We start from the raw sequence: 23,784 nt of genomic DNA on the forward strand, positions 1-23,784 counted from the left end.
AGCTTGTCGAGACCATATCGTGCACGGATTATGGTCTCGACAAGCTCGACCAACGAACAACGAACAACGAACAACGAACAACGAACAACGTATCTCGACGGTTAGCCGACGTGGCCGGGGCGACGCCACCGCACGGCGGCGATGACCACGGCCACGAGGGCGAGCGCGGTGCCGGCAATCGTCGTCACGCCGAGCGGATGCCCGGCCGACGGTGCGAGCAGATCCAGCGCGAGGGCGCAGACCAGCTGGCCGGCCACGATGCACAGGCCGAGCATGAGCACCCCGGTGGTGCGCACGACGAGAGCGGCCCCGGCGATGAAGATGCAGCCGATCAGTCCGCCGGTGTAGAGCCACGGGTTGGCCGGCAAATCGAGCGCAAATCCGACCACCAGGCCGTTCACGACCGCGGCGAGCACGAGGGCGATGGTGCCGGGGAGAAAGTTCAGAAAGGTCGCCGTGAGGGCGCTCTGCGCGGTGACCCGCACCTGACCGTTGACGGCCTGCTGCCAGCCCTGGCCGATGCCGGCGATCAGCGGTAGCGCGAGCAACCAGAGCGCACCGCTGCCGTGCAATTCGCCGCTCACCGTGAACCCGACGGCGACCAGGGCGAGCAGGGCGCCGACGATCTTGGACGCGTGCAGCGGACGCCGACCACCCGGGCCGATGCCGAAGCGGTCCATGAGCACGCCGCTCACGGTCTGGCCGGCCACGACGGCGACGGTGAACAGGGCAATGCCCAGCGGCGCGGCGACGAGGCCCTGCGACAGCACGAAGAGGGCACCGGCCAGGCCGCCGAACAGGTGCCACCACGACAGGCTTTTCGCCGAGACCGCGCGCGCGACGAGTTGTAGGCCGCGGCGTCCGCGGCGGAACACGATGAGGCCGAGGCTGAGAATGACCAGGCCGGTACCGAAGGAGATGACGGCGGCGGTGAATCCGTTGCCGATTTGATGCCCGAGTTCGCCGTTCACCCGGGATTGCACGGCGTACAGCGCACCGATCAGCACCGAGAAGACGAGTGCAAGCCAGACCGGCACAGCGGATGCTGCGGGCGCGGCCGAGGCATCCATTCGGGTTTGTGCGCGCGTCTGGGTCACGTGGCAATACTACGAGACGGAGGCCGGAGGGCGAGACGAGGGCGGCCACACAGGGCGGCCACATAGGGCCGATCTCGCCGCGGGCCCACCTCCGGGCACTGGTTCCATGATGGCCCCATGATCTAATCCGGGCCCACGTTCCGGGCCCGGGCCCGGAACGTGAAACGGAGGCCGGCGCAGCGGGCGGGCTAGGCTGCGCGCACCTCGATCTCGCCGGGAGCGGCGCCGTCACTGCCGAAGACGAGGTGGCGATTGGCGATCTTGTCGGTGAAGAACCGGTCGTGGCTGACGACCACGACGGCGCCGGGAAAGTGCACGAGGGCGCGTTCCATCACCTGGGTGCTCGACATGTCGAGGTGGTTGGTCGGTTCGTCGAGCAGCAGCACCGAGGCACCGGAGAGCAGGCACTGGGCCATGGCGACGCGGGCGCGCTGCCCGCCCGAGAGGGTGCCGATCTTCTGCTTGAGGTCGGCCTCGCTGAACTGGAACATGGTCAGAAAGCGGTTGACCGACTTCTTCGTCGCGGTGAGGGCCAGGCTGCCGGGCATGGCGTTGACGGCATGACTGACCGTATCGCTCTCGTCGAGTTCGGCGAGAATCTGGTTGTACGAGACGACGCCGGCGCCGCTGGCCCAGGCGACGTCGCCGTGGTCGGCCGTTTCCTCGCCGGTGAGTACGCGCAGCAGGGTGGTTTTGCCGCTGCCGTTACTGCCGAGCACGACGATGCGGTTGCCACGGTGCACCTCAAAGCTGAGGTTCTCGAACAACAGCTTGTTGCCGTAGCTCTTGGCGAGGCCGTCCACCCGGCAGAGTACGTCTTTGACGTGCAGATTGCCGTAGATCTCGGTGATGATCTGGTCGACCGGGCGCGGCGTGCGCGACTTCTTGATGTGCGCGAGCTGGTTGTCGAGCTGGCGGCTCTTCGCTTTGGCGGCTTCGCGGCGGTCGGAGATGCCCTCGGCCTCAAAGGCGAGTAGCTCGGATTCGTGGACGAACTGGGCCTCGAGGGTTTTGAGTCGAAACTGCTTCTGCACGATGTACTCGCCGAAGTTGCCGGGGTATTCGTGCAGGTGAAAGTTCTCGACCTCGATGATGCGGGTGACGACGGCGTCGAGAAATTTGCGGTCGTGCGAGACAACGATGGCGGCACCCTTGAAGCTCTTGAACCAGGCTTCGAGCCACTCAACACCGGCCACGTCGAGGTAGTTCGTGGGCTCGTCGAGCAGCAGCACGTCGGGGGCTTCGAGCACGATCTTGGCCAGGGCGGCACGGTTGCGCCAGCCGCCGGAAAGCTCGTCGATGGCGCAGACGCGGTGCGCCTCGTTGAACCCGAGGGTGGTCAGCGCGGTGTCGATGTGGCGCTTGTAGTCCCAGCCGTCCAGGCGGTCCATCTCCTCGAACAGCTCGCCCTGGCGGGTGATCAGCCGGTCGAGTTCGGCGCTGGCCGAGGAATCGAGGGCGATCGCCGCGTCGATCCCGGCGAGTTCGGCCTCGGCCGCTTTCACGGCCACGAACAGTTCGTCGAGCACCTCGGTGATGGTCTGCTCGCCATTGAGCTCGGAGAACTGGGAGAAATAGCCCACGGTGACGCCCTCCTCGAGGGTGACCTCGCCGGTGTCGGGCGAGACCTGGTCGAGGATCAGCTTGAGAATGGTGGACTTGCCGGAGCCGTTCTTGCCGATCAGGCCGACCCGGTCACCGGGTTCGAGGCGAAAGAACGCTTCGCGCAGAATCTGCGTGTTCTCAAAGCAAATACTGACGTCGTCCAGCCGGATCAGGCTCATGCGCGTTTCCTCTCGGAGGTGCCGGCGCCGAGCTGCGCTAGAAGACCCCGGCATCCCAGTCGGGAGCAGGGGGTCACAGGGCCGGCCACGGGACTTGAACCCGTAACCCCCACTTTACAAGAGTGGTGCGCTACCAATTGCGCCAGGCCGGCATGAGGCATGGGCCTCAAGGAACCATCCTAAATGATTTCAGCGCCGCCACGGGCACCGCCGAAGCGGCTGCGCGCGGCGCGCGCCGGCGCATCCGCTTGACGGAACGAACGGCTAAAGCTACCCGCCCGGCGTCGGGGTGGGCGTCGGCGTCGGCGTCGAGGTGGAGTAGGTCTCGCCAAGGGCCTGCTGCACGAAGGACGCGAATTCCTTCGGGTCCTTGAGTGAGCCGGTGTACGGCTTGCCATTGACCAGGATGGTGGGGGTTCCGATGATGGACTTCATCGAGGAGTTGGGGATGGGGCCGTCGAGCGAGCGATCGGTCGCCGACTTGACCCACGACTCGTAGGTGCCGTCGTCGATGCAGGAATTGATGCTGGACACCGCCGTGCTCACGCCCGAACCCTTGGCGACGGCCTTGAGCTCCGCGTTGCTGCGGCCGGGCGAGGTTTCTTTCGGCTGGTCGACGAACAGCGCGGAGCTGAAGGCGAAGAAATCGTCGGGCGAGTAGTTGGCGACGCAGGCTGCCGCGTTCGCCGCCCGCAGGGAGTACCTGGTGCCAGCGGATTTGCTCGTGAGAATCGCCACCGGGTGAATTTCGACGGTCGCCGCGCCGGAGTCGACCCATTGGGCGATCTGCTCGGTATTGGCGCCTTCGAAGTCGCCGCAGAGCGGGCACAGATAGTCGACGTAGATGCGAATGTTCGCGACGGCGCCGGTGGGATCCGGTTTGGACGGCCGGGGCTTGGCATCGGGATCCAACGCGGGTGTCAGGGCCGTGACCATGCCCTCGCCGATCAGCGCACCGTCACTGGCCATGTTTTTGGGGCCGGGACCGGCCGGTTTGATCGAATTCACGATGATGACGGCGACCAGCACGACGATGGCGATTGCGGCGATGCCGATGCCGCCCTGCAGAAAGACCCTGTTGCGGCGGTCCTTCTTCTTCTGACTGACCCGAAGCTGTTTCGCCTTCACCCGGGCGGCGTCACGCCGGCGGTTCTTTGAGGGACTGCTGTCGCTTGGTCCGCCAATAGTCATAGAGGATCGCTTTCGAGAAGTAGGGGCGCGCTTGGACGCACCTGTCGAATAGTAGATGCCCTGACTGGGAAACGACCAAACGGGGAGCCGACCTCGAAAATCTGAGCCGCGGCATCCGTCGTGTAATAATGAGATGTATGCGTGCTGACTTCGGTCGACACGCGGCGAACAAATACTATTCACAACGGATCGTCCGGCACGTTCCTGCCGGTGAAGGAGTAATAATCATGGCTTCCGTGACCTTTGACAAAGCAACCCGGCTCTACCCGGGTTCCACCCGACCGGCTGTTGACCAGCTCGACCTGCAGGTCGCCGATGGCGAATTCCTGGTTCTGGTCGGCCCGTCCGGCTGCGGCAAGTCCACCTCGTTGCGTATGCTCGCCGGCCTCGAAGAAGTCAACGATGGCGACATTCTCATCGGTGAGCGCAATGTGACCGATGTTCCGCCCAAAGACCGCGACATCGCGATGGTCTTTCAGAACTACGCGCTGTACCCGCACATGACCGTCGCCGAGAACATGGGCTTCGCGCTTAAAATCGCCGGTATCAACAAGGATGAGCGCGCCGTCCGCGTGCTCGAAGCCGCCAAGCTGCTCGACCTGGAGCCGTACCTCAGCCGCAAGCCGAAGGCGCTCTCCGGTGGCCAGCGGCAGCGCGTCGCCATGGGCCGCGCGATCGTGCGCCAGCCGCAGGTGTTCCTGATGGACGAGCCGCTCTCCAACCTCGACGCCAAGCTGCGCGTGCAGACGCGTACGCAGATCGCCAGCTTGCAGCGTCGTCTCGGCGTCACGACCGTCTATGTCACCCACGACCAGACCGAGGCGCTCACCATGGGTGACCGGATTGCGGTGCTGAAGGACGGCATCCTGCAGCAGGTCGGTTCGCCGCGCGACCTGTACGCGAAGCCGCAGAACGTGTTCGTGGCCGGCTTCATCGGCAGCCCCGCGATGAACCTGTTCCTCGCGGACACCGTCGACGGCGGCATCAAGTTCGGCACCGCGATCGTTCCGGTGCAGCGCGAGACGCTCGCCAGCTCGACCGGCAAGAAGGTCACCGTGGGTATTCGCCCGGAGGACATCCAAATGTCGTCCACAGCCGGCGAGGGCCTGCAGATTGAGGTCGACCTCGTCGAAGAACTCGGCGCCGACGGCTACCTCTACGGTCACTCCACGATCGAGGGCAAGCGTACCGACATCGTCGCTCGCGTCGACGGCCGCTCGCACCCGAACGCTGGTGAGACGGTGTACCTCACGGCCACACCGAACCACCTGCACGTGTTCGACGCCGAAAGCGGCCTCCGCCTCGGCGGCGCCGTCACCGACTGATCGGTTCTGGAACGGCTGGAGGGAGTTCGCTCCTTCCAGCCGTTTTTTCGTAAGTTAGGGTCAAATAATGAGCGGTTCCCTCAATATCATCTCGGCCACGGCCGACCCTGCCCTGCTCGACCTGCCGTGGCAGCTGCCCCTCGACGCCTGGCCGAATGAGAACATCGCCTCGCTGCCCAAGGGCATCTCGCGGCACCTCGTGCGGTTCGCCCACCTGAGCGGGCGGGTGGTCGCCATCAAGGAGACCACGAGCGAAATGGCCAAGCGCGAGTATGACATGCTGCGCACACTCGCCAACCTCGAGATCCCCTGCGTCGAGCCGGTCGCCGTCATCACCAACAGAACGGATGCCGACCTCGAGCCGCTCAATTCGGTTCTGGTCACGCGTCACCTCAAGTTCTCACTCCCCTACCGTGCCCTGTATTCGCACGCCCTTCGACCGGATACCGCCACCCGGCTGGTCGATGCCCTCGCCGTACTCCTCGTGCGCGTGCACATGATCGGGTTCTTCTGGGGCGATGTTTCGCTCTCGAATACCCTGTTTCGGCGCGACGCCGGCGCGTTCGCCGCCTATCTCGTCGATGCCGAAACGGGGCAGTTGTACTCGGGCGGACTCTCGAATGGTCAACGTGAGAATGATCTCGAGATTGCCCGGGTGAACATCGCCGGCGAGCTCATGGATTTGGAGGCCGGCGGCCGCGTGGCCGACGAGCTCGACCCGATCCGGGTCAGCAACGGGATCGTCGCCGCATACCGACTGCTCTGGACGGAGCTCACCGGCTCGGAATCGTTCTCCAACTCCGAGCGCTGGCGCATCACGCAGCGCGTGCAACGCCTGAACGACCTCGGTTTCGACATCGAGGAACTCGCCATCAAGACCGACAGCGCCGGTTCGAGCGTTCGGATTCAGCCGAAAGTCGTTGACGCCGGGCACCATCAGCGTCGACTGCTGCGTCTGACCGGGCTCGACGCCGAAGAGAATCAGGCCCGCCGCCTGTTGAACGACCTCGACTCCTACCGGGCCGCCTACGGCGACCCCGGTGCCGACGAGGAGATGGTCGCGCACGAGTGGCTCGTTCGGGTGTTCGAGCCGGTGGTGCGGGCGATTCCCGAGGAGCTGCGGGGCAAGCTCGAGCGGGCTCAGGTGTTTCACCAGCTGCTCGATCACCGCTGGTTCATGGCGCAGAACCAGTCGCGGGATATTCCGTTGGCCGAGGCGGTGACGTCGTACGTGCAGGATGTGCTGCGGTACCGCCGCGACGAGGCGACCGTGATCGACCCGCTCACCGGCACCATCACGCTACCCATTCGCACGCCGCGGGGCGACGACGCGTCCACTCAACCCGGCGACGCCGACGACTGGATGCAGAAGGTCTAGCGCTCCCCTCCTCTCGTGTTGTCCGGGCCCGGGCCTCTCGTGTTGTCCGGGCCCGGGCCCGGTGCACAGAGAGGGGAGGGGCTAGTGCTTGGCTTTCTTGATTTGGGCACGGAGACGAGCCACCTCGTAGAGGGTGACGCCGACGGCGATTCCGGCATTGAGCGACTCGGTCGCGGCGCTGATCGGAATCGAGACGATCGCGTCGCAGGTCTCGGTGACGAGGCGGGACAGGCCCTTGCCCTCGCTGCCGACGACGATCACGATCGGACGCTCGGCGAAGCCGATGCCGAGGTCGGGCAGAAAGATATCGCCGCCGCCGTCGAGACCGAGCACAAACACCCCCTGCGCCTTGAGCGCCTTCAACGTCTGGGTGAGGTTGCTCGCCATGGCGACGGGTGTGCGTGCCGCGGCGCCGGCGCTGGTCTTCCAGGCGGAGGCGGTCACGCCGACCGAACGACGCTGCGGCACGATGATTCCGTGGCCACCGAACGCAGCGGTCGAGCGGATGATCGCACCCAGGTTGCGCGGGTCGGTGATGCCATCGAGAGCCACGAACAGCGGCTTGTGGCCGCGGCTGATGGTGAGTTCGAGCAGCTCCATCGGGTGCGCATACTCGTAGGCGGGAACCTTGAGCGCGAGACCCTGGTGCACGGCGTCGCGACCGGCGAGACGGTCCAGCTCGGGGCGCATGACCTCGAGAATGGGGATGTTGCGGCTCGTCGCCATCAACAGCACCTCCTTGACCCGCTCATCCATTTCGATGCGCGCGGCAATGTAGAGGGTCAGCGCGGGAATCTTCGCGCGCAGCGCCTCGAGCACCGAGTTGCGCCCGGTGACAATCTCGTGCTCGTCGATCTGCTTGGCCCGGCGCGTCGAGGATCCGCCGCCGCCGGTGTTGCCGGTGCCGCGCTGGGGGGCACCCTGGGAGGCGCCACGGACGCCACCACGCGGGGTTCCGCCACGGGCTGCTCCGGCGGGGCCGCCGCGCGCGCCGCCACGGTTGCTCGTCGCATCCGCTGCGGGGCGCGAGTTGAAGCCGCCGGCCGCGGTGAAGCGCTCGGCGGCCGCCTTGCGCTTGCCGGCGGGGTGGTACGGACGGTCTTCGGCCTTCGGGGTGGGCTTTTTGCCCTCAAGCGCCTGCCGGCCCTGGCCGCCGGAGCCGACCTGGGCTCCGCGGCTGCCCTTGCGCACCGCTCCGGTGCGCGATTTGCGGTCTAAGTTCTTCATCAGTCAAAGCTCCAATGGGCACCCGACGGGGTGTCTTCGATGGTGATTCCGGCGGCGACGAGTTCGTCCCGGATTCGGTCTGCGGCCGCATAGTCGCGGTTTTCCCTGGCGATGTTGCGGTCGCCGAGCAGTCGCTCGACCAACGCACTCAGGGCCACCATGGCCGGTTCGTCCGTCGCCACGGCCCAGCCGGGCGACAAAGGGTTGATTCCCAGCACTTCGCTCATCGCGAGTACTTCACTGCGAGCGGATGCTGCAGCGTGAAGGTCTTCGGCATCCAGCGCGGCGTTGCCGGCACGGACGGTGTCGTGGAGCACGCCGAGCGCCTGCGGAACGGCGAGGTCATCGTCCATCGCCGCGGCGAAATCATCGGGCACGACCTCGACGCCGCTCCCGGCGAAACGGGTGCCGGCAAGCCGGCGGTCGGCACGGTCGAGAAAACTTTCGACCCGTTCCAGGGCCGCTTCGGCCTCGGCCAGTGAACCATCGTTGTAATCGATGGTCGAGCGGTAGTGGGCGGCTCCGAGAAAATAGCGCACGACGATGGCCCGGGCCTGGTCGAGCAGTTCGACCGCAAACACCGAGTTACCAAGCGACTTCGACATCTTCTGCCCGTTGACGTTGACCAGGCCGTTGTGCACCCAGTAGTTGGCGAAGTCGCTGCCGGCCGCGTTCGACTGGGCGAGCTCGTTCTCGTGGTGCGGAAACCGCAGGTCGAGGCCGCCGCCGTGAATGTCGAAGTGGTCGCCGAGGTAGCGGGCGGCCATGGCCGAGCACTCGATGTGCCAGCCGGGACGGCCTTGGCCCCACGGCGAGGGCCAGGCGGCCGAGGTGGGTTCGCCCGCCTTGTGCCCCTTCCACAGGGCGAAGTCGCGCACGTCGCGTTTGGCGCGGGGGGAGACATCCGTCGCCGCTTCCATGTTGCCGGGCGACTGGTGGGTGAGGGCGCCGTAGGCGGGCCAGCTCGCGCTGTCGAAGTAGACGTCGCCGGACTCGTCGGGGGCGGTGTAGGCGTGGCCCCGTTCGATCAGGGTCGCGATCATGGCCTGCATCTCGGTGATGCTCGCGGTCGCGCGCGGTTCGTAGGTGGGGGCGAGAATGCCCAGCCGCTGGTAGCCGACGGTGAACTCGAGCTCGTACCGGTAGGCGAGGGCCCACCACTGCTCGTTCGAGCCCTGTGCGTTGATCAGAATCTTGTCATCGATGTCGGTGACGTTGCGCACGAAGGTGACGTTGAGGCCGCGGTAGCTGAGCCAACGGCGCAGCTGGTCGTAGACCAAGGCGCTGCGCAGATGGCCGATGTGCGGGCTGGACTGCACGGTGGGTCCACACACGTACATCGAGACCTGGCCCGCTACGAGGGGGACAAAGTCACGTAAGGCCCGAGCCTTCGAGTCGTACAGTTGCATGGTCACACCTCCCAGTTTAGGTCAGGGGTCGTGCCCGGCTCGGGCGTGCGGCTGGGCGCGGTCGGCTGCCCGGGGCGCGGGGCGGGATAGACCAGCGCGGTCGCCGTCGCCGCCACGCCCTCGCCGCGGCCGGTGAAGCCGAGCGCGTCGGTCGTGGTCGCGGCAATATTGACCGGTGCCGAGAGGATGCCGGCGAGTAGTCTTTCGGCTTCGGCCCGACGCGGCGTGAACCGGGGGCGGTTGCCGATGATTTGCACCGAGACGTTGCCGACGAGGTAACCGGCGGCGTAGACCAGTCGCACGGTTTCGGTGAGAAAGACGTCGCCGTGCGCGCCGCTGAACCGCGGGTCGGCCGTACCGAAGACGCTGCCGATGTCGCCGAGGCCGGCGGCGCCGAGCAGGGCGTCACAGATGGCGTGCGCGGCGACATCGCCGTCGCTGTGTCCGCTGAGGCCGCGCTCCCCCGGCCAGTACAGGCCGGCCAGCCAGAGCTCGGACGTGTCGGTCTTGTCGTCCTCGGTGGCGAAGGCGTGCACATCGAGGCCGGTGCCGATGCGTGGAAGGAGCGGGGGCTGCGACGCTGCGGCGGCGGCATGCAGGATGAGGTCGGCGCGTTCGAGGTCTTCGGGGGTTGTGATCTTGAAGGCGAGCGGGTCGCCGGGAATGACGCGTACCGGGTGCCCGGCGTCGGCGACGAGGGCGGCATCGTCGGTGAGCGCCTCGAACCGTCCGTTCTGCACGGCCCAGGCGCGGGCGGCCTCGAGCATGGCTCGGGGAAAACCCTGCGGGGTCTGCACCGCGGAGAGCTCGGAGCGGTCGACGGTGCCGAGGATGGCGCCGGAGCCAGCGACGCGCTTGATGGTGTCGACCACGGGCAGGCCCGGAATGATGCCGTAGCCGGTGGCGCGCACCGCGGCGACGACGTCGTCACAGAGGGCGGCGGGCGTCAGCGCGCGGGCGGCGTCGTGCACGAGCACGATGTCGACGCTCGGCAGCAGGGCGCTCATGCCCCGGTCGACCGAGTCCTGGCGGGTGCGTCCGCCGGCGACGATCGTGACCGTGCGGACAAGGCCCGCGGCGGTGCTGGTCGACGCAGTGTCGGTCGCTGGGGGGTGTGTCGCCGCAGGGCCCGGCCCGACCGAGTTGGAGGAGGCGAGCGCTCCGTGGCGGTTGGCGGCCTGTTCGGCGATGGCGCGGGCATCCGCTACCCGATCGCTAGGGGCGACCACGATGGTCTGCACCGGTTCAGTCATGCCGAAAATGGAATCCAGGGCGTGGTCGAGCAGGGAGCGCATATCAAGCAGAACGAATGCTTTGGGTTCGGCGTGGCCAAGGCGGGTTCCGCTGCCGGCGGCGACAACGATGACGGCGACCGTGGCCGCAGCGGCGGCGGTACCGGAAACGGGTTCGGCACGGGCGCCCGGGAGGTGCGCGGCCGGCAGCGCGAGGGGAACAGTCATATCTGGAGGGTATCTATCTGGGTTCGGGCTGAACAGCACGCTGGGGACGAACACGCAAAAGGCGGCACCTGTCGGCGCCGCCTCCCACGAAGCAAATGAAGAATTCAGGAAGCGAGGACCTCGTCGAGAACGGTGGAGGCCTTCTCTTCGTCGGTTTTTTCGGCCAGGGCCAGCTCGCTGATGAGAATCTGGCGAGCCTTGGCCAACATGCGCTTTTCACCGGCGGACAAGCCACGGTCCTGGTCACGACGCCACAGGTCGCGCACGACCTCGGACACCTTGAGGACATCGCCGCTCGCCAGTTTTTCAAGATTGGCCTTGTACCGGCGAGACCAGTTCGTGGGCTCTTCGGTGAACGGTGCACGCAACACCTCGAAGACCTTCTCGAGGCCTTCCTTGCCGATCACATCGCGCACGCCGACGAGGTCGACGTTCTCGGCAGGAACCTCAATGGTGAGATCTCCCTGGGTGACATTCAGCTTGAGGTACAGCTTCTCTTCGCCCTTGATAATGCGGGTTTTCAATTCGGTGATCATCGCAGCGCCGTGATGGGGATATACGACGGTTTCACCAACCTCAAACAGCATGGATGTGATCCCTTCAGCAGCGCAAAGCTTACCACAGGCGCAAGGTGCTACAGTACGCGCGCCCGCGAGGGGTGCCGACGATAAACCCCTGCCCACACACGCCGCTAAGCTAGTAACACAGAGAATTCTGCAGCGCCGGCCCACCGTCGAACGCTGCTTCAGTAGTGGAGGTCTTGTGAGAGCGCGCATCGCTGCATCCGTTGTATTGGCTGCTGGCATTCTGTTGGGCACGAGCGCGTGCGGGTTTTTTGCACCGCAGGCCACCATGATTCAGTACAACGCGAGTGACGGTGTGAGCGGGGATGTCGGAAAGATGCACATTCGCAATGCCCTGCTGCTGTCAACCGACGGCGAACGGGCCAACCTGGTCGTCTCCGTCGTGAACCCGACGGACACCCAGCAGAGCCTGCTCGTGCAGTATGAGTCCAGTACCGGAAAGGTGTCGCGGGAGGTTCCCGTCGACGGCAACACGACCGTGACATTCGGCACCGACGGCGCCCCCTCGGTGGTTTTGGAGAACATGGACAGCCAGCCCGGTTCGCTGTTCCCGGTGTTCTTCCAGTACGGCGAAGAGACCGGCGTCGAGCTGCTGCTGCCGGTTCTCTCGGGTATCCAGGGCGAGTATTCGACCCTGATGCCGACGCCCGCACCGACCGAGGCGCCATCAGAAACACCGACCCCGACAGCCACGCCCTCGGCGTAACCCGCGCCGCGTACAGCTCAGGCCGCCATCCTCTCGGGGACGGCGGCCTGATGTGTGTCTGGGTTCAGGCTTCGAAGCGGTAGCCGAGGCCGCGCACGGTCACGAGCATCACCGGCTCGGACGGTGCCGCCTCGATGCGTGAGCGGATGCGTTTGATGTGCACGTCGAGGGTTTTCGTGTCGCCGAAGTAGTCGGTGCCCCAGACCCGGTCGATGAGCTGGCCGCGGGTGAGCACCCGTCCGGCGTTGCGCAGCAGAAACTCGAGCAGTTCGAACTCTTTCAACGGCATGTTCACGATCTCGCCGGAGACCGTCACCACGTGTCGTTCCACGTCCATGCGCACCGTGCCGGCCGTGAGCATGGTGTCCATGTCGGTCGCGCTCTGATCTTCGTGCCGACGAAGCACCGCGCGAATGCGGGCGACCAGTTCACGGGTGGAATACGGCTTGGTAACGTAGTCGTCGGCGCCGAGCTCGAGCCCGACCACGATGTCGATCTCGGAATCCTTGGCGGTGAGCATGATAATCGGCACCGTCGAGCGGGTGCGAATCTCCCGGCACACCTCGGTGCCGGGAATACCGGGCAGCATGAGGTCGAGCAGAATGAGGTCGGTGCCGTTCTGGTCGAATTTGCTGATCGCGCTCGGTCCGTCTTCGGCGACGACGACCTCGTAGCCTTCACGTTCGAGCAGGAAGCTCAACGGTTCGCTCAGGGCGCTCTCGTCTTCAACCAAGAGAATGCGTGTCATTGTGTGTCTCCTGCGGCCGCACGGGCGACCGGTCGCGGTTTGGTCGGGCGTGGTTCGATCATGGGGCCAGCCGCCTCGGGTAGGCGGATGGTGAAGGTGGATCCGCTGCCGGGCTGCGACCAGACGCGAATGTCGCCGCCGTGGTTCTGCACGACGTGTTTGACGATGGACAGGCCGAGGCCGGTACCGCCGGTGTGACGGGACCGGGCCTGGTCAACGCGAAAGAACCGTTCAAACACCCGGTTCAGGTCGGTGTCGGCAATGCCGACCCCCTGGTCTGTCACGGTGATCTCGACGATGCCCTTCTGCAGGCGCACACCAACGCCGACCCGCGACCCCTCGGCGGAGTAATTCACCGCGTTCGCGACGAGGTTGTGCACGGCGACGGTGAGCAGGGCTTCGTCGCCATAGACCTGGGCGCCGGACTTCTTGCCGATGACGATGGTGATGCTTTCGGCTTCGGCGACGACCCTGCTTTGGTCGACGGCGGCGGCGACGATGTCGTCAACACTGAGATTCTCCGGTTCCGCGAGCGCGTCCTGCGCCTGCAGCCGGGACAGTTCGATGATCTCCTGGGTGAGGCGGCCGAGTCGGGCCGACTCCGTCGTTAACCGGTTGGCGAAGCGGCGAACCTGCTCCGGCTCATCCGCCGCCTTGTCGAGCGCTTCGGCGAGCAGGCCGACGGAGGCGATGGGAGTCTTGAGTTCGTGGCTGATGTTGGCCACGAAGTCACGGCGCACCTCGTCGAGGCGAAACGCTTCGGTGCGGTCTTCGGCCAGCAGGAGCACGTAGCGGGTGCCGAGCCGGGCCAGGCGCACCCGAAAGCGCATGCTCGCGTCGCCGAACGGACCGCGGGAGAGCACGAGGTCTTCGGAGATCGGCTCGCCGGTCAGGCGCACCCGCCGGGCGAGTTCGAGCAGTTCCGGGTGCACGAGCTGCTGATTCCAGACCAGGCCGAGGGTCAGGGCACCGGGGCTGGTTTTGATGACATTGTTCGACGGGTCGAGCACAACCCCGGCGGTCTCGAGGGCGTCGAGCACCTGGTCGATACCGTCGGGAACGGCCGGGTTAACCACCTCGGAGGCGCGCCGCCCGTGTCGTTCGGCGAGGTGCAGCAACGACACGAACCCGGCACCGACACCGAGTCCGAGTGCCAGCGACAGCAACACCAGCCACGTCGATTCCATAACCTACAGATTACTGACAGTCTTTGACCGTCGTTCGCAGCGGACCCCGCCCGCGCCCTGTACTTTAGAAAGTGTTCAAGTGGGCGGCACCTGCCGTTAACCTGAATTCGGCATCATAAACCGGTGCCCAAGGCTGGCCACACCGATCGTGCGTGTTCGCGCGGCAAGGAAGGATCACCCCATGCGCGATGTATTCCAACAAGAACTCGCCGAAGTTCAACAGCGACTCGTCGACATTTCGCGCCTCGTCGCGATCTCGATGGACAAGGCCACCCGCGCCTTCAACAAGAGTGACGTGAGCCTCGCCGAAGAGGCCATCACCGAAGACGAGAAGATCGACGAACTCTCGGTCGAGCTCGACGAACTGGCCATCACCATTCTCGCGCGCCAGCAGCCGGTGGCCCGTGACCTGCGCATCGTGGTCAGCGCACTGCGCATCAGCGCCTCCCTCGAGCGGATGGGCGACCTTGCCACACACATCGCGCAGCTGGCCCGTTACCGCTTTCCCGACAAGGTCATTCCCAAGGGGCTGCGCGGCACGTTCGCCGAAATGGGCGCGCTCGACGTGGTCATCGCGAACATGCTCACCGAACTGCTCACCCACCAGGACCTGCAGCTCGCCGATACGATCCGCAACGAAGACGACAAGGTCGACGCCCTGCACCTGAGCGTGTTCGAGGCCGTTCTCGGCGAAACCTGGAAGGGTCTCGCGGCCGACACCGTTGACGCAACCCTGGCCAGCCGGTACCACGAACGTTTCGCCGACCACGCGGTCTCGATCGCGAAGAAGGTGCAGTACCTCGCCACCGGCGCCTGGCACCAGGACGACCACATCTGATCTCGGGTACGAAAAAGGCCCCGGAGCATCCGCTCGCGGGGCCCGTTTCGTGACTGGGCCGGCTACCTCTTGTTGCCCTGGGCGGCTACGGCGGCCGCGCCGGCCGCGGCGGCCTCCGGATCGAGGTACTGGCCGGGGCCGAGCGGCATGAGGTCCTCGCCGAGCTGGTAGACGAGCGGGATTCCGGTGGGAATGTTCAGCCCGGCGATATCGGCGTCGCTGATGCCGTCGAGGTGCTTGACCAGTGCACGCAGGGAGTTGCCGTGCGCCGTGACCAGAACGGTCTTGTTCTCCCGCAGGTCCGGCGCGATGTCGGACTGCCAGTAGGGCAGCATCCGCTCAACAACGTCTTTGAGGCATTCGGTGCGGGGCAGGTCCGGGCCGAGGTCGGCGTAGCGCGGGTCGTGCGCCTGCGAGAACTCGGAATCGTCGGCGAGAACGGGCGGCGGGGTGTCGTAGGAACGGCGCCACAGCATGAACTGTTCCTGGCCGAACTTGGCTTGGGTGGCGGCCTTGTCGAGGCCTTGCAACCCGCCATAGTGGCGTTCGTTGAGGCGCCAGGAGCGCTTCACCGGGATCCACAGGCGGTCGGCTTCTTCGAGCGCGAGGTTCGCGGTCTGGATGGCGCGGGAGAGCAGGCTGGTGTGCAGCACGTCGGGCAGCAGGCCGGCGTCCTTGAGCAGCACGCCGGCGCGCGCGGCTTCGGTGGTGCCCTGGTCGCTCAGACGAACGTCCACCCAGCCGGTGAACAGATTCTGCTGGTTCCACGTGCTTTGGCCGTGGCGGAGAAGGACGAGTGTGTAGGGGGCAGACATGTGCCCACTCTATCGACCGTAGACAGTGCGTTGGTCGAGCCCGTCGAGGCCACTCTGAGGTTGTGATCTCGACACACTCGACCAACGGGCCTTGGTCGAGCGTGTCGAGATTTCGACCAACGACGGTGGGGCTAGTGACCGGGGGTGCGGATTCCGAGGCGGGGTAGGCGGGGGATATCGGCGACGGATCCGGCCGACTGCGGCACAATGATCTCCTGGCCGGCCGAGATGAAGATTCCCTCGGACTCGACGTAGAGCGTCGACGTCGCCGGAATGGTGCGCTTGATCACGGCGAGCGCGATCGGCCCGAGCTCGAAGTGGATGCCGCTTGAGGTGATGGCGCCGACTCTGACGCGTTCGGCTTCGCCTTCCGGCCGGACGCGGTCGGCCTGCACCGAATCGCCCGGGGCGGGCAGCACACCCTCCGACCCGTCGAGGTGCAGCATGACCAGGCGGCGCGGCGGGTGGCCAAGGTTGTGCACCTTGGCCACGGTTTCCTGGCCGCGATAACAGCCCTTGTTCAGGCGCACGGCGGTGCGCAGCCAGTCCAGCTCGTGCGGGAGGCTCTTCTCATCGACCTCGCGGGCCCGGCGTGGCCGCCACGCGGCGATGCGCAGCGCCTCGAGCGCGAGCAGGCCGGCGGGGGTGATGATGACCGGTGAAGCGGATGCTGCGGCTCCGGCGGCGAGAGCTCCGGCGGCGAGGGCTCCGGCGGCGAGGGCATCGCGCAGGGCGGGAAGGCTCGCCCGGGGCACGAGGGTCTCGCTATAGGTCCATCGGGTTCCGGGGTGCTCGGGCGTTTCCGCGTACTGGTACCCGCCGCGGGCCACCGCAGCCCACGGGTCGCGCCAGGTCAGCGGCACATCGTTCGGGGCGGCGGCGGCGATGCCGTTGGCGCTCAGTCCAACGGAGGCGGGGGAATCCGTCATGGCGCCGATCGTGGCGTAGGCGAGCGTGTGGTCGACGACCTGCACGCGCAGCGTGAACTTCATGCGGTCGAGGAACTTCTGTAGCCCGGGCAGCTCGGCGGCCTCGACGAGGAGCCAGGTTTCGACGCCGTCGTCGAGCACGCGGATGGCGTATTCGAGGCGCCCGGTGGGGTCGAGCAGCAGCATCTCGGTGGATTCACCGGCGGCGAGCGAGCGCAGTTCCTGGCTGGCGATCGAGTTGAGCCAGGTGAGCCGGTCGGGTCCGGAGACCCCGAGTACGCCGCGGTGCGAGAGGTCGACGATGGCTCGGCCGGCGGCGAGCGAACGCTGCTCGATCATGGGGTTGCCGTAGTGGGCGGCGACGCCGGCGTCAGTTCCTTCGGCCTGAACCGCGCCGGGCAGGCCCAGCAACGGTGAGGCGGGGGCCGACGGTGCGGAGGTCTGGATGGTGGCTACCTGGTCAGTCATGTCGCTCAATTCTGCCGACCCGGGTTGAGGGTCGGCGATCGTGCAGAAAGATCGTGGGCGTGCTTGGCGCACTACTCATCGAGATCAACACTACGGCCACACAATTTATTCGGGGGCGCGGTGCCCGGCCGGCCCGCCTTATGAACGCGGGCCCCTGATCTAACCCGGGCCCGCTTTCCGGGCCCGGGCCGGGTGCAGAGGGCGAGGCGAGCGGGGGCCTACTCGACGCGGGCGAGGCGGCCGGAGGCGTGGGTGCGCAGATCCTGGCCGAGGGCGGCGATGTCCCAGGCCCAGAGCAGGTGGTTGTCGACGAGTCCATAGAGACGGGTGGCGGCCGCGTAGGGTTTGGCACCGGCGGTGCGCAGCACGGCATCCGTGACGAGGTCGATGCGCGGGCCCTTGACTTGGCCGAGGTAGAGCTCGGCCACGCCGCCGGGGTGCACGAGGGTGACCTCAATGTCGAAGCCGCCATCGCGGTTGCGCAGGGTTTCCACGGCCGCGGCCGAGGTGAATGGGCGCTGGCCGGTGCCGGGCAGCATGCCGGGGCCCGGGTCGCCGTCGCCCTGGTGGCGACTGAGCCGCCAGTATCCGCTTTCGGTGACCAACGGGGTTTTCTCGTCGGACATCATCTCGGGGGGCAGGGTCAGCGCGGGCAGCGCGGCGGTTGGGGCGGCGGCATCCGTCTCGCTGGAAGGAACGGCAGGATCCGTGTCGGCGGGAGCAGCAGAAACGGGCGTTTCGGGCTCGAGCCAGGTGTAGGAGCTGTAGTTCAGGTGCGGGAGGCCGTCGTGGCTGAAGCTGATGCGGTGGCCAAAGGTGCGGCTGACCGACTCCTCGCCGATTTTGTATTCGAGCACACCGGAGCCCTCCCAGACTCCGATCAGCCAGGAAAGTGGAACAAGTTCGGACGGCAAGCCGACCGGGAGGTCAAACACGCGTACTTACCGCTGCCCCCGGAACAGCTTGTACACGACCATGCCGGAAACCCAGGCGATCGACAAGCTGGCCAGCCCGAGCAGGCCCAGAAAGAAAAGTTCTAGCGCTAACAGTTCCATGCTTCGAGTCTAGCGGGAGTGGTCAGGACAGGACGACGACGATGGTCGCCACCACGAGAATAACGAGGGCTCCGACGACACTGAGGGTGACCCGTTTGACATAACCCTCTTTGGTGCCGGTGGCGATCTGCAGGCCCAGCGTGACGAGCGTGCAACCGGCCAGGGTGAGGCCGATCCAGCTGATCGCGGAGGCCTCGGTGGCGAAAAATCCGGTGAGGATCGCGCCCACAATCGCCAGTACCCACACGGTAGCGATCGTTTTCCAGTGCCAGTTCACGTCTCTATTGTGCCTGACGGCCCGTGTTCCATGGCACGCTAGTATGAAATTCGAGATTCTTGGAGGGCGCGAGTGGCGCAGTTGTTGATCCTGACCTCGGCGGCCAACAATGACGTGCTCCCCGCCCTGGCATTGCTGTCACACAGCGCGAGGCTGATTCCCGCCCACGCGGACCAGCTCATCAACGCGCCGGATTCGGACCTCATTCTGGTCGATGCCCGCAGCAACCTTGCCGCTGCCAAGTCGCTCTGCCAGATTTTACGCACCATGGGCAACTCCACTCCCCTGCTGCTCGTGATCACCGAGGGTGGCCTGGCCGCCGTCAGCCCCGATTGGGGTATCGACGACGTCATTCTCGACACGGCCGGTCCGGCCGAAGTGGATGCCCGCATCCGCCTGACCGCGGGTCGGCTGGCCCGCACCGAGCCGTCGAACACGATTCGCGCGGCCGGGGTCGTCATCGACGAGGCGAGCTATTCAGCGAAGGTGCACGGCAAACCGCTCGACCTCACCTACAAGGAGTTCGAGCTGCTGCGGTTTTTGGCCGCGCATCCGTCTCGGGTTTTCACTCGCGAACAGCTGCTGAGCGAGGTCTGGGGCTACGACTATTTTGGCGGCACCCGCACGGTCGACGTGCACGTGCGGCGCCTGCGAGCGAAGCTCGGCGACCAGGAGTCCCTCATCGGCACGGTGCGCAACGTCGGCTATCGCTTCAATGTGCACGACGAGAACGATGAGCGGGTGCCGAATTCTATTCGCGCTTAGCACAGCGGATGCTGCGAAGCTGGCCGACTTTCACCGGGTCGCCTCGGTCGCGCTCGGCTTTGACGGGTACGCGCCCTTCAACGAGCAGGCGCTGTTTGACCTGCAGAGCGGCCTTCGGACGGCTTATGTGGTGCTCGTTCCCGGAATGGCGGTCTCGGCACGCTCGACCACCGAAGATGCTGACGTTTCACAGGCCGGGGGCAGTTCTGCGGATGATGGCGCGGGGCGCGGTTCCGAGGCCGGAAGTGGCGGCGTGGATGGCGGCACGGACGGCGGCGCGGACGCCACGATTGTTGTGGGGGCGGCGCTCGGCGGGCGCGGGGAAATTGACCTCGTCATCATCCCGGAGTATCGGCGGCGCGGATACGGGCGCGCGGCGGCTCGCGAACTCGTCGCCAACGAGCCGAACGGGCTGACCGCCTGGGCACACGGCGATCATCCGGCCGCGCGGGCCCTCGCGAGCGAACTTCGGTTCGTCGCCGCCCGCACGTTGTTGGAATTGCGCAAGCAGCTCATAGCCACCGAGGCCACGTCTGGGCCGGAAGCAATTGCAGCCGAGGCTGCGACGGCACCGGGAACCGCGCTGGAATCCGGGGCGGAACCCGCGGCCGAATCCGGGGCGGGGGCCTTCCGAGCCGCGGCGGCCCGCGAAACGGAGGCGGGAGCATCCGCCGCGCTTTGGGGCGGGAGTGTTTCGGCTTTTCGGCCGGGGGTTGACGACGCCGACTGGGTGGCGCTCAACGCGCTCGTGTTTGCGACGCACCCGGAACAGGGCGCGATCACCGAGGCCGACCTCGCGGCCCGGCAGGCCGAATCGTGGTTCAACGCCGACGACTTTCTGATTCTTCGCGACGCCGAAGACCGCATGATCGGCTACAACTGGCTCAAGGTTGACGGGGTGATCGGCGAGATTTATGTGATCGGGGTGCATCCGGATGCCGCTGGGCGCGGCCTCGGGCGCGTGCTCATGCAGGCCGGCCTGCAGCGCCTCGTCGATGCCGGCTGCGCCACCGCCGCGCTCTACGTGGAGGCCGACAGTGTCGGCGCCGTACACCTGTATCGGGCACTCGGTTTCGTCGACCACACCGTCGATGTGCAGTACCGCCGGCTGGCCGACTGAGGCCGCACCACAGCATCGGCGCGGCTACGCGGAACGTGACACTACCCACTCCGCATACCCGACGCACCGAAAAAGCAAGGCCTGCAAGATAATTTCGCCTGACGTTCACTCCGTTCGTCGCGGTGGCGTGACCAAGGGTGTCAGGATGGTCAGATGGACGGCGAAATCACTCAAGCGGACTCGGGTCTGGGCACAGACTTTGATGACGACTTTGACCCACTTTTCGGAAAGCTCGATCCGGCGCTGCCCGACGACCGCTACCTGGACCGTGAGCTGAGCTGGCTCGCCTTCAACCAGCGCGTGCTCGAACTGGCCGAAGATGAAACCCTGCCGGTGCTTGAGCGCACCAACTTTCTCGCAATTTTCGCGAGCAACCTCGACGAGTTCTTCATGGTGCGCGTCGCCGGCCTGAAACGCCGCATTCTCACCGGGCTGGCCGTGCCGACCAACGTCGGCCGTGCCCCGCAGGACGTGCTCAGCGACATCTCGGCGGCCGCACATGCCCTACAGAACCGCCACGCGCTCGCCTTTCAGAATCTCGTGCGTCCCGCCCTCGCCGAAGCCGGCGTCGACGTCGTCGGCTGGCAGAGCCTCGATAACGCCGACCGTCGTTCGCTGCGCACGTATTTCTCGAACCAGATCTTTCCGGTGTTGATGCCCCTCGCGGTCGACCCTGCGCATCCATTTCCCTATATTTCGGGCCTGTCGCTCAACCTCGCCGTGCGGGTGCGCAACACCAAGACGGGCAAACAGGAGTTCGCCCGGCTCAAGGTTCCGCCGATGCTGCCGCGGTTTGTGCGGGTGGATCGCACCGAGTCGGTCGATCGCATCCGCTATATCGCGCTTGAAGATCTCATCGCCAACCAGCTCGGCGATCTCTTTCCGGGCATGGAGATTCTGGAACACCACGTGTTTCGGGTCACCCGCAACGAAGACGTCGAGATTGACGAAGACGAGACCGAAAACCTGATCAAGGCGCTCGAGAAGGAGCTGCTGCGGCGCCGGTTCGGTCCGCCCATTCGCCTGGAGATCACCGAGGACATGGACGAGGTCACCCTCGGCCTGCTCGTGCGCGAACTCGACGTGACCGAGCAGGAGGTCTACCACCTGCCCGCACCGCTCGACCTCGGCGGGCTGTTCGACCTCCGCATCGACCGCCCCGACCTGCACTTCTCCAAGCATGTGCCGACAACGGCAGCCCAGCTGCTGCCGAGCGAACCGAACGCCGATCAGGATATTTTTGCGGCGGTCGCGCACCACGACGTGCTGCTGCACCACCCGTATGAGTCATTCGCGACGAGCGTACAGGCGTTTCTGGAGCAGGCCGCAGCCGACCCGAACGTGCTCGCCATCAAGCAGACGCTTTACCGCACCTCCGGTGACAGCCCCATCGTCGAGGCGCTCATCGCCGCCGCCGACAGCGGCAAGCAGGTGCTCGCCCTGGTCGAGATCAAGGCCCGCTTCGACGAACAGGCGAACATCACCTGGGCGCGCAAGCTCGAAAAGGCCGGTGTGCACGTGGTGTACGGCCTTGTCGGGCTGAAAACCCACTGCAAGCTCGCCCTCGTGGTGCGCTACGAGAAGGGCGTGCTGCGGCACTACAGCCACATCGGCACCGGAAACTACAATCCGAAGACCAGCCGTATTTACGAAGACCTCGGCTTGCTGACGGCGGATGCGCAGGTCGGCAAGGACCTCACCCGACTGTTCAACGAGTTGTCGGGTTACGCCATTGAGAAGAAGTTCAAGCGTCTGCTCGTGGCTCCGCTGCACCTGCGCAGGGCCCTGCTCAAGCAGATTCAGGCGGAAACCGAGAACGCCCTCGAAGGCAAGACCAGCGGCATCCGGATTAAGGTCAATTCGATGGTCGACGAGGACATCATCGACGCGCTGTACCGGGCCAGCCAGGCCGGCGTGCTGGTCGACGTCTGGGTGCGGGGCATCTGCAGCCTCAAGCCGGGCGTCGACGGCATGAGCGAGAACATTCGGGTGCGGTCGATTCTCGGCCGGTACCTCGAGCACTCGCGTATCTTCTCCTTTCACAACCTGGGCGAAACGCAGGCATACATCGGCAGCGCCGACATGATGCACCGCAACCTCGACCGCCGGGTCGAAGCGCTCGTGCGTCTGATCGACCCGGAACACCTGGTCGAGATCGAGGCGTTGTTCGAACGGGCGATGGATCCGCGCACCTCCAGCTGGTGGCTCGATGAAACCGGCCACTGGACCCGCCACGACGTGGACGAGAACGGCACTCACCTTGACGACATGCAGAACCGGTTGATGCAGCAGATCAGCCAGCGCAAGCGGCCGGACGGGCGTCGCTGATGGCGATCAAGGTTGTCGACCCCGCTGTCTACGCCGCCGGAGCAGTCTGCTGGCGCCTGATCGAGGGCCGCATGCACGTGCTGCTCATTCACCGCACGGTGCACGGCGACGTGACCATTCCCAAGGGCAAGGTGGATCCGGGCGAGTCCCTGCCCCGCACGGCGGTGCGCGAGGTCGAGGAAGAGACCGGCCTGGCCGTGGCACTCGGGGTTCCACTTGGCATCTCGCACTATGACATGCCGGATGGTCGCACCAAGATCGTGCACTTTTGGGCCGCCGAGATCACCCCCGACGCCATTGCACGCTCGACCTTCGTGCCGAACGGCGAGGTCGCCGCGATCGAATGGGTCACCATCAAGAAGGCCCGCACCTACCTGAGCTACCCGGCCGACGTGATCGTTCTCGAAACGTTCTCGGACCTTGTCGATGCCGGTGTGACCCGCACGTTCGCCGTCATCGCGCTGCGGCACGGCAAGGCGGTGTCGCGCACCGGCGCCGGGCCCGACGCACGTCGCCCGCTGACCGCCCGCGGGGTGATGCAGGCGGCGGGCCTGGTCGACACGGTCACCGCCTGGCGGCCGCTGCGCATCATCTCGAGCACGGCGACGCGGTGTGTCACGACGGTGGCTCCGCTGGCTGCCGCCACCGGCATCACGATCAAACAGACCGATCTGATCAGCCAAGACGCTCTCGAGAGCGGCGAAGCGGATGTTCGCACCGTCGTCGGCAAGCGAGTGCGCGCCCGCAAGACGGCCGTTCTGTGCAGCCACGGGCCGGTGTTGCCGGAGATTTTGCGCGAGATCGCACTGGCTACCGGCACGCAGACGTCGTCGGCACTCTTTGACGCCGCGGATTTGGACACCGGCGGGTTCTCGATCGTGCACCTATCGGCGGAGAACCCGGCCGCGGGTATCCTCGCGATAGAGACGTACCCCGCGACGGCCTGAGGATCGCGACGCGGCCGTTATCCCACGTTTACCTTCCGTTTACCCGGAGGTCGGTCGACGGTTACTTGACTTGTTTAACCTCTTTCTGGGCCAGCACCGGCCCGGCACCCGCAATCAAAGTCTTGTCAAACCCTCGAAAGGGAATC

At 66.1% G+C, this 23,784-nt stretch carries 21 protein-coding genes and 1 tRNA gene; 8 read left to right on the top strand and 14 right to left on the bottom strand.

The window, feature by feature from the left end; translation table 11 throughout:
- Window positions 1-101 precede the first annotated feature (101 nt).
- The 4 genes from LH475_RS06225 to LH475_RS06240 form a co-directional block, all read right to left on the bottom strand.
- A complete protein-coding gene (locus LH475_RS06225) occupies window positions 102-1,097 on the bottom strand; it encodes a DMT family transporter (RefSeq protein WP_297413126.1) in 996 nt (331 codons plus the stop codon).
- Window positions 1,098-1,285: 188 nt separating this feature from the next.
- Window positions 1,286-2,881, bottom strand: a complete 1,596-nt coding sequence (locus LH475_RS06230) for an ABC-F family ATP-binding cassette domain-containing protein (RefSeq protein WP_297413127.1) — start codon at window positions 2,879-2,881, stop codon at window positions 1,286-1,288.
- Window positions 2,882-2,960: 79 nt separating this feature from the next.
- Window positions 2,961-3,033 (bottom strand) — tRNA-Thr (locus LH475_RS06235).
- Window positions 3,034-3,151: 118 nt separating this feature from the next.
- Window positions 3,152-4,009: a thioredoxin domain-containing protein gene (locus tag LH475_RS06240; RefSeq protein WP_297413128.1), complete on the bottom strand. Its 858-nt coding sequence runs from the start codon at window positions 4,007-4,009 to the stop codon at window positions 3,152-3,154.
- A gap of 290 nt (window positions 4,010-4,299) precedes the next feature.
- On the opposite strand from LH475_RS06240, the gene ugpC reads away from it, so the two are divergent.
- The gene (ugpC, locus tag LH475_RS06245; protein ID WP_196844794.1) at window positions 4,300-5,397 is read left to right on the top strand and encodes a sn-glycerol-3-phosphate ABC transporter ATP-binding protein UgpC; all 1,098 of its coding nucleotides are present in this window, start codon (window positions 4,300-4,302) and stop codon (window positions 5,395-5,397) included.
- 67 nt (window positions 5,398-5,464) lie between these two features.
- The gene (locus LH475_RS06250; RefSeq protein WP_297413129.1) at window positions 5,465-6,775 is read left to right on the top strand and encodes a DUF4032 domain-containing protein; all 1,311 of its coding nucleotides are present in this window, start codon (window positions 5,465-5,467) and stop codon (window positions 6,773-6,775) included.
- Between the two features lie 81 nt (window positions 6,776-6,856).
- Here the strand turns inward: LH475_RS06250 and rlmB are convergent, their stop codons facing one another.
- The 4 genes from rlmB to LH475_RS06270 all read right to left on the bottom strand — a co-directional run bounded on the left by rlmB (window position 6,857) and on the right by LH475_RS06270 (window position 11,458).
- Window positions 6,857-8,002 (bottom strand): 23S rRNA (guanosine(2251)-2'-O)-methyltransferase RlmB, encoded by a 1,146-nt coding sequence (gene rlmB / locus LH475_RS06255; protein WP_196844796.1) that lies wholly within the window; start codon window positions 8,000-8,002, stop codon window positions 6,857-6,859.
- Window positions 8,002-9,417: a cysteine--tRNA ligase gene (cysS, locus tag LH475_RS06260; RefSeq protein ID WP_297413130.1), complete on the bottom strand. Its 1,416-nt coding sequence runs from the start codon at window positions 9,415-9,417 to the stop codon at window positions 8,002-8,004. The genes rlmB and cysS overlap by 1 nt, the downstream gene beginning before the upstream one ends.
- Complete coding sequence (gene ispF, locus LH475_RS06265; RefSeq protein WP_297413131.1) at window positions 9,414-10,871, bottom strand: 2-C-methyl-D-erythritol 2,4-cyclodiphosphate synthase; 1,458 nt, start codon at window positions 10,869-10,871, stop codon at window positions 9,414-9,416. Before ispF ends, cysS begins: the two co-directional genes overlap by 4 nt.
- A 104-nt stretch (window positions 10,872-10,975) precedes the next feature.
- On the bottom strand, window positions 10,976-11,458 hold the full coding sequence (locus LH475_RS06270) for a CarD family transcriptional regulator (protein WP_196844799.1): 483 nt from the start codon (window positions 11,456-11,458) through the stop codon (window positions 10,976-10,978).
- Window positions 11,459-11,633: 175 nt separating this feature from the next.
- On the opposite strand from LH475_RS06270, the gene LH475_RS06275 reads away from it, so the two are divergent.
- Window positions 11,634-12,161, top strand: coding sequence for a hypothetical protein (locus LH475_RS06275; protein ID WP_196844800.1), 528 nt, complete (start codon window positions 11,634-11,636; stop codon window positions 12,159-12,161).
- A 64-nt stretch (window positions 12,162-12,225) separates the two neighbouring features.
- On the opposite strand, the gene LH475_RS06280 is transcribed toward LH475_RS06275, so the two are convergent.
- Together LH475_RS06280 and LH475_RS06285 are read right to left on the bottom strand one after the other, a co-directional pair.
- Window positions 12,226-12,909: a response regulator transcription factor gene (locus tag LH475_RS06280; RefSeq protein ID WP_196844801.1), complete on the bottom strand. Its 684-nt coding sequence runs from the start codon at window positions 12,907-12,909 to the stop codon at window positions 12,226-12,228.
- Window positions 12,906-14,096 carry an ATP-binding protein gene (locus LH475_RS06285; protein ID WP_196844802.1) on the bottom strand — a complete coding sequence of 397 codons (1,191 nt, stop codon included), beginning with the start codon at window positions 14,094-14,096 and terminating at the stop codon, window positions 12,906-12,908. Before LH475_RS06285 ends, LH475_RS06280 begins: the two co-directional genes overlap by 4 nt.
- 181 nt (window positions 14,097-14,277) lie before the next feature.
- Between LH475_RS06285 and phoU the strand changes: the two genes are divergently transcribed.
- Window positions 14,278-14,934 carry a phosphate signaling complex protein PhoU gene (gene phoU, locus LH475_RS06290; RefSeq protein WP_196844803.1) on the top strand — a complete coding sequence of 219 codons (657 nt, stop codon included), beginning with the start codon at window positions 14,278-14,280 and terminating at the stop codon, window positions 14,932-14,934.
- A 62-nt stretch (window positions 14,935-14,996) separates the two neighbouring features.
- Here phoU and LH475_RS06295 read toward each other — a convergent pair whose 3' ends face one another.
- The 4 genes from LH475_RS06295 to LH475_RS06310 form a co-directional block, all read right to left on the bottom strand.
- Window positions 14,997-15,749: a phosphoglyceromutase gene (locus LH475_RS06295; RefSeq protein WP_297413132.1), complete on the bottom strand. Its 753-nt coding sequence runs from the start codon at window positions 15,747-15,749 to the stop codon at window positions 14,997-14,999.
- Window positions 15,750-15,880: 131 nt separating this feature from the next.
- Window positions 15,881-17,146 (bottom strand): folate-binding protein, encoded by a 1,266-nt coding sequence (locus LH475_RS06300; RefSeq protein ID WP_297413133.1) that lies wholly within the window; start codon window positions 17,144-17,146, stop codon window positions 15,881-15,883.
- A gap of 218 nt (window positions 17,147-17,364) precedes the next feature.
- Window positions 17,365-18,081, bottom strand: a complete 717-nt coding sequence (locus LH475_RS06305) for an FABP family protein (protein WP_196844806.1) — start codon at window positions 18,079-18,081, stop codon at window positions 17,365-17,367.
- 142 nt (window positions 18,082-18,223) lie between these two features.
- On the bottom strand, window positions 18,224-18,478 hold the full coding sequence (locus LH475_RS06310; protein ID WP_196844807.1) for a hypothetical protein: 255 nt from the start codon (window positions 18,476-18,478) through the stop codon (window positions 18,224-18,226).
- 72 nt (window positions 18,479-18,550) lie between these two features.
- On the opposite strand from LH475_RS06310, the gene LH475_RS06315 reads away from it, so the two are divergent.
- The 4 genes from LH475_RS06315 (at window position 18,551) to LH475_RS06330 (ending at window position 23,638) form a co-directional block, all read left to right on the top strand.
- Window positions 18,551-19,243: a response regulator transcription factor gene (locus tag LH475_RS06315; protein ID WP_196844808.1), complete on the top strand. Its 693-nt coding sequence runs from the start codon at window positions 18,551-18,553 to the stop codon at window positions 19,241-19,243.
- Window positions 19,212-20,363: a GNAT family N-acetyltransferase gene (locus LH475_RS06320; protein ID WP_297413134.1), complete on the top strand. Its 1,152-nt coding sequence runs from the start codon at window positions 19,212-19,214 to the stop codon at window positions 20,361-20,363. The genes LH475_RS06315 and LH475_RS06320 overlap by 32 nt, the downstream gene beginning before the upstream one ends.
- Window positions 20,364-20,516: 153 nt before the next feature.
- Entirely contained in the window at window positions 20,517-22,691 is a 2,175-nt protein-coding gene (locus tag LH475_RS06325) for an RNA degradosome polyphosphate kinase (RefSeq protein WP_196844810.1), read from the top strand.
- Window positions 22,691-23,638, top strand: coding sequence for an NUDIX domain-containing protein (locus tag LH475_RS06330; RefSeq protein ID WP_196844811.1), 948 nt, complete (start codon window positions 22,691-22,693; stop codon window positions 23,636-23,638). The genes LH475_RS06325 and LH475_RS06330 overlap by 1 nt, the downstream gene beginning before the upstream one ends.
- Window positions 23,639-23,784: the final 146 nt, after the last annotated feature.

It is taken from the genome of Cryobacterium sp. (assembly GCF_026786305.1).
GTDB lineage: Bacteria > Actinomycetota > Actinomycetes > Actinomycetales > Microbacteriaceae > Cryobacterium.